Source organism: Streptomyces sp. A5-4 (assembly GCF_051131715.1).
In the GTDB taxonomy this organism is placed as follows: Bacteria; Actinomycetota; Actinomycetes; order Streptomycetales; family Streptomycetaceae; genus Streptomyces.
In genome coordinates this window covers 247,529-255,580 of sequence record NZ_CP178591.1, presented here as the reverse complement: position 1 = coordinate 255,580, position 8,052 = coordinate 247,529, and the positions used below count along the sequence as shown (strand labels likewise).

General features: G+C 69.2%; 8 protein-coding genes and 3 pseudogenes. 7 read left to right on the top strand and 4 right to left on the bottom strand.

Annotated elements, in window-relative coordinates:
* Positions 1-20 precede the first annotated feature (20 nt).
* Positions 21-1,145 (bottom strand): alpha/beta hydrolase-fold protein, encoded by a 1,125-nt coding sequence (locus ACLLJJ_RS01280; RefSeq protein ID WP_434587391.1) that lies wholly within the window; start codon positions 1,143-1,145, stop codon positions 21-23.
* Positions 1,146-1,521: 376 nt separating this feature from the next.
* On the opposite strand from ACLLJJ_RS01280, the gene ACLLJJ_RS01275 reads away from it, so the two are divergent.
* Positions 1,522-1,731 carry an MbtH family protein gene (locus ACLLJJ_RS01275; protein WP_434587390.1) on the top strand — a complete coding sequence of 70 codons (210 nt, stop codon included), beginning with the start codon at positions 1,522-1,524 and terminating at the stop codon, positions 1,729-1,731.
* Positions 1,732-1,854: 123 nt separating this feature from the next.
* Here the strand turns inward: ACLLJJ_RS01275 and ACLLJJ_RS01270 are convergent.
* Positions 1,855-2,004: pseudogene (locus tag ACLLJJ_RS01270) on the bottom strand (SDR family oxidoreductase); the annotation flags it as partial.
* 585 nt (positions 2,005-2,589) lie between these two features.
* Here ACLLJJ_RS01270 and ACLLJJ_RS01265 point away from each other — a divergent pair.
* The 5 genes and pseudogenes from ACLLJJ_RS01265 (at position 2,590) to ACLLJJ_RS01245 (ending at position 5,108) form a co-directional block, all read left to right on the top strand.
* Positions 2,590-2,799: a hypothetical protein gene (locus tag ACLLJJ_RS01265; RefSeq protein ID WP_434587389.1), complete on the top strand. Its 210-nt coding sequence runs from the start codon at positions 2,590-2,592 to the stop codon at positions 2,797-2,799.
* A gap of 351 nt (positions 2,800-3,150) precedes the next feature.
* Entirely contained in the window at positions 3,151-3,696 is a 546-nt protein-coding gene (locus tag ACLLJJ_RS01260) for a hypothetical protein (protein WP_434587388.1), read from the top strand.
* Between the two features lie 154 nt (positions 3,697-3,850).
* Positions 3,851-4,041 (top strand): annotated as a pseudogene (locus ACLLJJ_RS01255) (IS5/IS1182 family transposase); the annotation flags it as partial.
* A 165-nt stretch (positions 4,042-4,206) separates the two neighbouring features.
* Positions 4,207-4,605 (top strand): VOC family protein, encoded by a 399-nt coding sequence (locus ACLLJJ_RS01250; protein WP_434600265.1) that lies wholly within the window; start codon positions 4,207-4,209, stop codon positions 4,603-4,605.
* Entirely contained in the window at positions 4,602-5,108 is a 507-nt protein-coding gene (locus ACLLJJ_RS01245) for a DinB family protein (RefSeq protein WP_434587387.1), read from the top strand. Before ACLLJJ_RS01250 ends, ACLLJJ_RS01245 begins: the two co-directional genes overlap by 4 nt.
* Before the next feature lie 337 nt (positions 5,109-5,445).
* Here ACLLJJ_RS01245 and ACLLJJ_RS01240 read toward each other — a convergent pair.
* A pseudogene (locus ACLLJJ_RS01240) lies at positions 5,446-6,591 on the bottom strand (winged helix DNA-binding domain-containing protein).
* A gap of 209 nt (positions 6,592-6,800) precedes the next feature.
* Between ACLLJJ_RS01240 and ACLLJJ_RS01235 the strand changes: the two are divergent.
* On the top strand, positions 6,801-7,019 hold the full coding sequence (locus tag ACLLJJ_RS01235) for a hypothetical protein (protein ID WP_434587386.1): 219 nt from the start codon (positions 6,801-6,803) through the stop codon (positions 7,017-7,019).
* A 25-nt stretch (positions 7,020-7,044) separates the two neighbouring features.
* On the opposite strand, the gene ACLLJJ_RS01230 is transcribed toward ACLLJJ_RS01235, so the two are convergent.
* Complete coding sequence (locus tag ACLLJJ_RS01230) at positions 7,045-8,049, bottom strand: HEAT repeat domain-containing protein (RefSeq protein WP_434587385.1); 1,005 nt, start codon at positions 8,047-8,049, stop codon at positions 7,045-7,047.
* Positions 8,050-8,052 lie beyond the last annotated feature (3 nt).

Below are 8,052 nucleotides of genomic sequence, written 5' to 3'. Positions count from 1 at the left end.
CGAGCACGCCCCCAGAACCGTCAGGAGAGAGCCCAGGCGACGTCCCTGAGCAGGGCGTGCCGCCAGCCTGCCCGGTCGTGCTCCGAAGCCGACCGCGAAACCCGCACAGTCGCACCGGCCTGTTCGGTCAGGGCCTCGGCCGGCTCGCAGTGGGGCAGCATCCGTGTCTCGTGTTCCCCCACGTCGAACGCGCACCGCAGATGGGACAGGTCGGGGTTCTCCCGCAGACGCGCGACGATGGCGCCGCCGACCTGGCCGCCCAATGGGTCCGCCTGGTCCATGGCACCGGGTGTCCACCAGAAGGACCCCGACTGGCAGGCGACTCGTGAGACCAGATCCGGGAATTCCAGCGCGGCGTACATCGCGCTCAGCCCGCCCAGGCTCTGCCCGGCGACCACCAGCCGGTCCAGGTCGGCGGGTACGCCGGATTCCGCCACCAGCGGCAGCAACTCGTCCCGGACCGCCTCCCACAGCTCGGGCCTGCACCCGAACTCGGCCTGCCTGTCCTTGGCCGGAAGGAAGACGAGGGTGACCGGGGGCATCTCGCCGCCGACGAAGGCCGAGTCGAACGCGGTCATCGCCGGGTGCAGATGGAGCCAGTCGTCGCCGTCGAGCAGCAGGACCACCGGCCCGCCGCCGCCCACCGGGTGGACGCGCACGGTGCGCCGTCCGCCGAGCCGTTCGCTGGTCCAGCGGATCCGGGTGCGGGGGAGGGGCAGGATGTCGTCGGCGCCGACGACGGGCCAGTGCGGCTGGGCCGGGGCGTCCGGGGTCGCGGCGATGGACCGGTCACCGCCGGCTCCGACCGGGTTGAGCGGGTCGGCGTAGGCCGCTTCGCCCTCGACGAGTCGGTAGGTCACCCGCAGCCGCGCCGGCATGCGCACTTCGGCGTACCAGCAGTCGGTATCGGCCCATCGGCGCAAGGGAATCGGCTGCGACCAGCTCTCGAAGTCGATGTCGGCCGCAGCACCGCGCCACAGAAACAGGGTGAGCCAGCCGCCGTCGTCGCCAGGTACCGACACGGGCGTCCGCACAGCCGCCCAGAACTCGTCGGTGCCGGGTTCGCCGGGCAGCCCGAACGCGGCGAAGGTGTCCCCTGCGGCGTTCTCCAGGTCGGTGGTGGGAGCGGATCCGGGATCGGTCATGGCCGGCTGGTGACGGGGCCGGTCGTGGTCCCGAGGAACGTGCTCGGGGGCACGGTCGCGCGGTCCTCGATGCGGGCCCGTTCGATCACTGGGCGCATGGACTTCTCCTTGTGAGAGGGAAGGGGAGAGGTTAGGCTCATCCTGCATTAGGTGAGCCTAACCTAATGCTTTTGCTCCCTCTGTCTCCGATCAACCTCCCGGACGGGCCCATGTCCCTTGCCGAGCCCGACGATCGCGTCGGCATCGGCGGGACCGTCCGGGCGGCCCCGACCCGGTGGTGATCCTGTCCCCCACCGCGCCACCCGCAACGACGACCTGACACGCACTCACGACGCGGCCGTTCACCGGCCCGTCCGCCCCGAGGAGGCGCTGACACATGAGCACCAACCCTTTCGACGACCCCGAAGGCCGCTTCCTGGTCTTGGTGAACGACGAGGGGCAGCACTCGCTCTGGCCCTCCTTCGCCGAGGTGCCCGGGGGATGGACGATCGCCCTCGACGAGAACACCCGAGAGGCGTGCCTGGACTTCATCGAGACCCGCTGGACGGACCTGCGCCCCCTGTCCCTCACGGCAGCCACCGACTGACCCCGCTCAGCGCCAGACGTGGGCGTGGTGACCCGACCGTCGGCGCCGGCCGGCAGGTGGTGATGGCGGCCTCGCCCAGGCCGGCCTGTACGCCACCGCCCGGCCGCTGGAAGGGCGGGCGCCATCCCGCGCCTCGGCGTGGACCCACGCTGACCTGGGCCACGATCTCCACGCCCGAGATCACCTGATGTCCGGCCGCCGCGAGCCGCAGCGCCACCTTCCGAAGCCGCTGCCCACGGCGGTGCTGAAAATCGGTCCCGCCTTGTCCGTCACGCCTGGTTCACATCCTGAGCCGCGTTGGTGAGCGCCTGATCGAGGATGGCGACTCCGCGGGCGATGCCCACTGGAGGTTGATGAGGCTGGCCCCCTCCTCACCGGCACCGGGTCTCCTTCTCCAGCACCGCGAGCTGCTGGGACACCGTCGACGGGCCAGGCCTCAAGGGACTCCCGGTCGAGGAGGGGCCCAACGCGTCGCCTGGAGCGCAGCGAAGCTCGGGCCATGAACAGGACCGACCGCGCCGGCCGCGTGATCGCGGCGCCGAGCCCGCTGGAGAAGGTGTTGCTTCTGACGACGGGGGCGGCACGTGGAGCCAGAACCGCTGAGGCTCGCGCTGCAGCCCGCCGTAGCTCGTCGTACTGATTCTGGGCACGCGCACTGGCCTCTCCCTTCGCCATGGCCGGCCACTCCGGGGTCTCCTCCGCGCAGGCCGCCAGATTCACTGTCGTCCGCGAGGTGAGCGGGGGTCGGAGTCGTCCAGAGTTCAGCACCGGGCCATCGTACGGTTTTGCCGCACAGGCTGGTCGAATCTGTGCGATGGACGCGCACACCGGGCGCCGCGAAATGGGCGGCGCGTACAGGTGTCCGTGCTGGACGGCGATGACGGTGCCGAAGTCGTGGGCGGTGTTGGCCTGTTCGAGGGCAAGAGTCCGGCGGCACAGAAGGACGGGGCGCCGACCCCAACCCAGACCAACAGCGCCAAGGACCACGCCAGTGTCTTCACGGTCATGAACGGCGAGCAGCACATCCACCATCACTACGAAGACGACGGCAACAGCCCTCCCCGGTGACCGGCGGCGATCATGTTGAGCAGCCGTCTGGTTCCGCGCACTTTCAGCATGTGCGGGACGACTGCGCGGACTTCGTGGATGCTCCCGATCCACCCGGCCATCCGACGTTGGCCGTTCTGGGTGACGCACGGCACGCCTGCGGTACCTGAGGGATGGTCGGGTGATGACGCCTCGGGATTTTGAGGTGTCACCACCGCCCCCGAGCGATCCACAGCCGAACCGAAGGCGGGACGGCTCGGTTCGGCGGGGGCAAGTCCTGGCAATGGCCTTGCTGGGGGAGCCCGTTGGAAGGCTTTCTGCCGCGGCCAAACCTGCTCGACCGGGACGCGTCGTGAAGCGGACAATGGGTGGGTGACGTCGACCGAAGCCGCAGCGAACGCCCTGCAGGACCATGCCGCCCTCTGGAGCATGGGAGACGTACGTGCAAGTGACGTCGTCAGTGCCGCCTGCGACGCGCTCGTCGCCGGGCTCGACAGCCCCGGACTTCGCATTTTGGCAGCCCTCACACGCGCCGAGGCGGACTACGACGTACATGAATTGCTGCCCGAGGCACTCGAAGGGCTCGGCCTCACCTTCTATCCGGTCGACAGCGAGACCGGAGCTGAACCCGCGGTGCGAGCGCTCGCACGCCGCATGCTCGCCGCCGAGCTGACACCTCGACAGTTCACCTTCCGGATTCGCCATCGGCACGGACACGAACTCGCCCTGACGGCGGAGTTGGCCGACCTGGACGACGAGTACGACACCCTTGAGTACGGCGACAAGACAACGGCCCAGATCGATGCCGAGGTCAGGGTCGAAGCCCGCCGCCTCGCAGCCGGCTCGCCCGCGCCCACCGAACCTACGGGCACACCGAACAGCCATGGCGGCGAGTTGGGCCGCCGAGGTCTTGGATAGGCACTCCTTCCTCCGTCTCGTACATGCCTGCAGGAGAAATGACGGGCTTGGTGGTTGTCGACGGGTCCGGTCGGCGACGGCGCCACAAAAAAACGGAGTCTCAGGTTCCTCAGGAGAGTGGTGGTGCTCTTTTTCCTCAAAGGTTTCCGTACCGCTGAGCCCGCGCTGCTTCGGGAGGTTGGTGACCGCGCTGCGCCGGGAAGGTGCGACCGTGGCGCGGCGAGGCCGCCCGGGGGCCTGCCGCTGGGAGACCGGGTGCTGCTTGTCGTGGCTTACTGGCGCGCGGACTTGACGACGCGCCAGAAGACCCAACTGCTCGGCATCTCCAAGTCGGCCGCGGATCGTGGCCCGCCCCCGTGGTTTCGCGATCTCCCGCAAGCGCACTCGTACGGTGTGAACACCGGGCCTCCCGGCAGGGTGTTCACACACCCTACGAGAAAACCCAGAAAACCCAGAAAACTCAGACCGCCCCTGTACATGGGCAGGACCGTTCGTAGATCCTTTGTAGTTGTGAATCACACCGACGATCCACCATGGCCCACTGGCATCAGCGCCATCACCCTGTTCGTCGAGGACTTGGAGGAAACGAAGCGGTTCTACCGAGAGGTCTTCGGCCTCGCGGTGGCGTACGAGGACGCCAACTCCGCCGTGTTCCACTTCGGCGACGCCCTCATCAACCTGCTGAGCACTACCGCGGCGCATGAGCTGATCAGTCCGGCACAGGTCGCCGCTCCGGACGCCGGGTCCCGTCTGCAGCTCACGCTCCCGGTGGACGATGTGGACTCCATGTGTGAGCAGCTGGCCGCCCGCGGTGTGTCACTCCTGAACGGGCCCATCGACCGGCCCTGGGGAATCCGGACCGCCAGTTTCCGAGATCCTGGCGGACACATCTGGGAGATCGCCAAATGACCGCGGTACCCGATCCGGAGATCCGGACACTCCTGTCGTGCCTGGACGGACAGCGCCGTCATGTCCTCGGCATACTCGACGGGCTCAACGGGGATGAGCTGCGACGATCAGTACTGCCCTCGGGATGGAACTGCCTGGGCCTCGTCCAGCACCTCGCGCTCGACGTCGAGCGATTCTGGTTCCGCGCCGTGCTTGTCGGCGACGAGGGCGTCATCAAGGCACTGGACGAGGTCGACAACGCCTGGCACGTGGAGCCCGAGGCCCGGCCGGCCGATGTACTCGACCGGTACCGGTCGGAGGCGCGCCTCGCGGACAGCATCATCACCGCGTCGGCCGCGGACACCCCCTTGGCCTGGTGGCCCCACCACCTGTTCGGCGAACCGCACCTGCGCACCCTTCGGGACGTCCTGCTGCACGTCATTACCGAGACCGCCTGCCACGCGGGTCATCTTGATGCCGCACGGGAACTCATCGACGGCCGACGGTGGATGACCCTGACATAGAGCTGCCTCGCAGCAGCCCTCCGGGGGACAGCTCCGGCCCGCTCGCCCGACGTGCCTCAGCAGCGCTGGGGCGGTAGAGCGCGTAACTCTGGGCACGCCACCAACTGCCCTGGACCACATGGCTTCTTGTTGCCGCCGGCGGGCCTCGATCTTCCTGGGGCGAGGCCCACTGCGATGCGGCTGATCAGCCGGAGTCATGGGCGCTCGGGTCTCTCCTGCTGTGCCCGCTGCCCATGCCGTCCTGGGCGCCACGTGTTTCGGGGACGCCGTCGGCACACTCGCGTACTCACCGACCCTGGTAGCCCGCTCCGTAGCGGAGCCCCGCCGCCCAGCAGTGTCACAGGATTCGTACCTCGGCTCCGGGGATCTTGGACCACCAGTGGTGATAACGGCTGTAGACCGCCGCGTCGTGGTTACTGATGAGGGCCGTCAGCGACTGGGCCTCCTCAGCCAGCCCGTCCCAGGTGGCGGGAGACAGTGGGTGGAACGCCGTGGCCTCGATGCCGCCGTCCGCCGGGCGCCACACCCCGGCGACATGCCGTCCACCAACAGGGTGGGCAGCACGTCTCCGTTGCGCCGGATCACGAGGGGGCGGTAGGCCGGGGGTATCACCCGGCTGCGGTCGGCGTAGGCCAGCAGAATGCTGTCCCACATGGCCATGAGTCGGGGAGGAGCGGGAGTGTCGGCGGGTGGCCGAAAGGCGCCCGGGAGGTCGAACAGCGCGCCCCCGTCCGGCCGTTGGAGCTCCTCGACAGTGCCCTCCAGAGTGCCAGCGCGCAGCGCAGCGCGGACCGGCCCCCGCTGCGCCATGGCGAACTGCGCCACGTCCTCGACCGAGGCGGGCCCGAACCCCGCCAGATAGCGCAGGATCAAGGTCCCCAGGGCCTGGACGTCCACCGCCCGGCCCGCGGGCAACGGCAACGCCCCGGTTCCGGCAGCGACGAAGGACGGCCGGTAGCCGAATGACCAGGGTGCGTCCGTGGGGGCATGGTGCAGGGGCGTGTATGCCTTGAGCCCCCACCAGGCCGCGTCCTTTTTCTCGGCGCCGAGCCGCTCCTCGGCCCACGCCTGCAGCTCTGCCGAGGTCCGCGGCCGGCGGGCGTACGCCAGGAGCTCCGGCACCAGCTCGTTGGCGTCCGCGGGGGTCAGCCCCGCCGCGGCGAAGCGGGCGCCGAGCCGAGAGGCGTACAGCGTGGGCTGCACCGCTGCGCGGAAGGCGGGGTAGTCCTCGGCGTGCACGGCGTGCAGGGTGATGCGCATGAGGGTCGCCTTGACCACCGAACCGCCGGTGAAGGCGGCGTGGAGCTCGGCCGGACGGAAAACCGGCGAGCCGGTTCCACAGAGCGAGGTACGGCGAGGCAGGGTGCTGCGCCTGAAGCGCCACCACGCGCCGCACCCCGTCAGAGACGGTCAGTGGCTCGCGTTTCAGCAGTAGCTGACGGCTGAGGGTTGCTCGGTTGAGTTCACGCGCGGTGATCGTCACAACCTGGGATTCTGCCCTGTCCGCGCTCGTCTGTGCCTGGGGCGTCATTGCCGACGTACGGGCTGCCGCGGTCGGGCAGCTCGGCGTCGTCTCCATCACCATCGACCGCCACCATCGGCACCTGCGAAGAGGCGGCCGACGCCGACGCTCGGATGCCACGAGTCACCGCTGCGGGCCCAGTTGTCGCAGACCGTTGTCCAGCCGCGGTCTTGAACCGTCCTGGCCGCGCCACCAAGGAGGGCGCGTCCAGGACCCTCCGGCGGGCCCCGCCGCGAATCGACCTCGTCCGTGCCACATACGCCGACGAACTGGGCGCTGCTGCCCTGCTCATCCGTCCCGACGGCTACGCCCGCCGGGCTGCGGACAGCTCCGCCGTCTGCGGCGAGACCCTGCTCGCCGCAATCACGGGCGGCCTTGCGAGGGTGTAGTGAGCCGCACCCAGGGGAAGGTCCGCTATCGCGCGTCGCGGATACCGAGAATGTACGTCGCGGTGAGCGCAACGACACGGTCTTCGTCATGTGACAGATCTGTGAGGGCACGTGACGCAGTGGTTCCCGGGATGTCCGCGAGGGCCTGTGTCAGCCGTCGACGTGCGGACGGGTCAGCGTTGCCGTGGGAGAGGCGGCCAACGAGCCTGGTAGCGATCTGATCCGCCAACGCGGGACGACTCGCCAGCGCGCTCAGCGCATCGGCCGCATCGACGTCATTCGTCTCCTCGCCGACCATATCGACGAGCGTCGGGACCGCGTCGGCCACTCCACGTGCCCCGAGCGCCAGAGCCGCGTATCTGCGGACCGTGATGTCGGGGTGCGCGAGGGCGTCCTGCAGCAGTGCGGTCGCCTCCCCCTTAGGGATCTCGGCGATGGACTGGACAGCACGTTTACGCACCTCGGCTGCTGGTGACCCCAGGCCCTCCGCCAGCAGTGCCCATCCGCCGTCGCCCGACTGCGCCAAAGCCCATCGAAGAGCTCCGGCGACGTTCGGGTCCGTCTCGTTCAGGACTGCCTCGACCAGCGCTTCCACCGGCACGGGAACCGCTTCGACTGAGGACAGGGCCGCGCGCTGGCGCTTCCCGGCGCTCTTTGACCCCAACGCCTGGAGAAGCGCGACGATCTGAAGAACGTCCTCCCAGCCGGCGGGTTCCGCGGCACCGATCCGACTGAGTCGAGTGAGCATCTCCGTCTCATCCGCAATGCGTTCCCGCGTCTGTCGGATGAGGTCGTCAACGAGCTCTGCGGGCGTGAAGCCGGGATCATCGAGCGCGCGCCCGACCTCACGCAGCGACAGCCCCAAAGACCGCAGGCTCTCGATATGAAAGATCCGCCGGATGTCCTCGCTGGAATACTCGCGATAGCCGCCGTCGGTACGACCCGTTGGCCGCACCAGGCCGAGCGAGTCGTAATGCCTGAGCATGCGGGCGCTGACCCCGGACCGCCGTGCCACCTCGCCGATCAACACGGC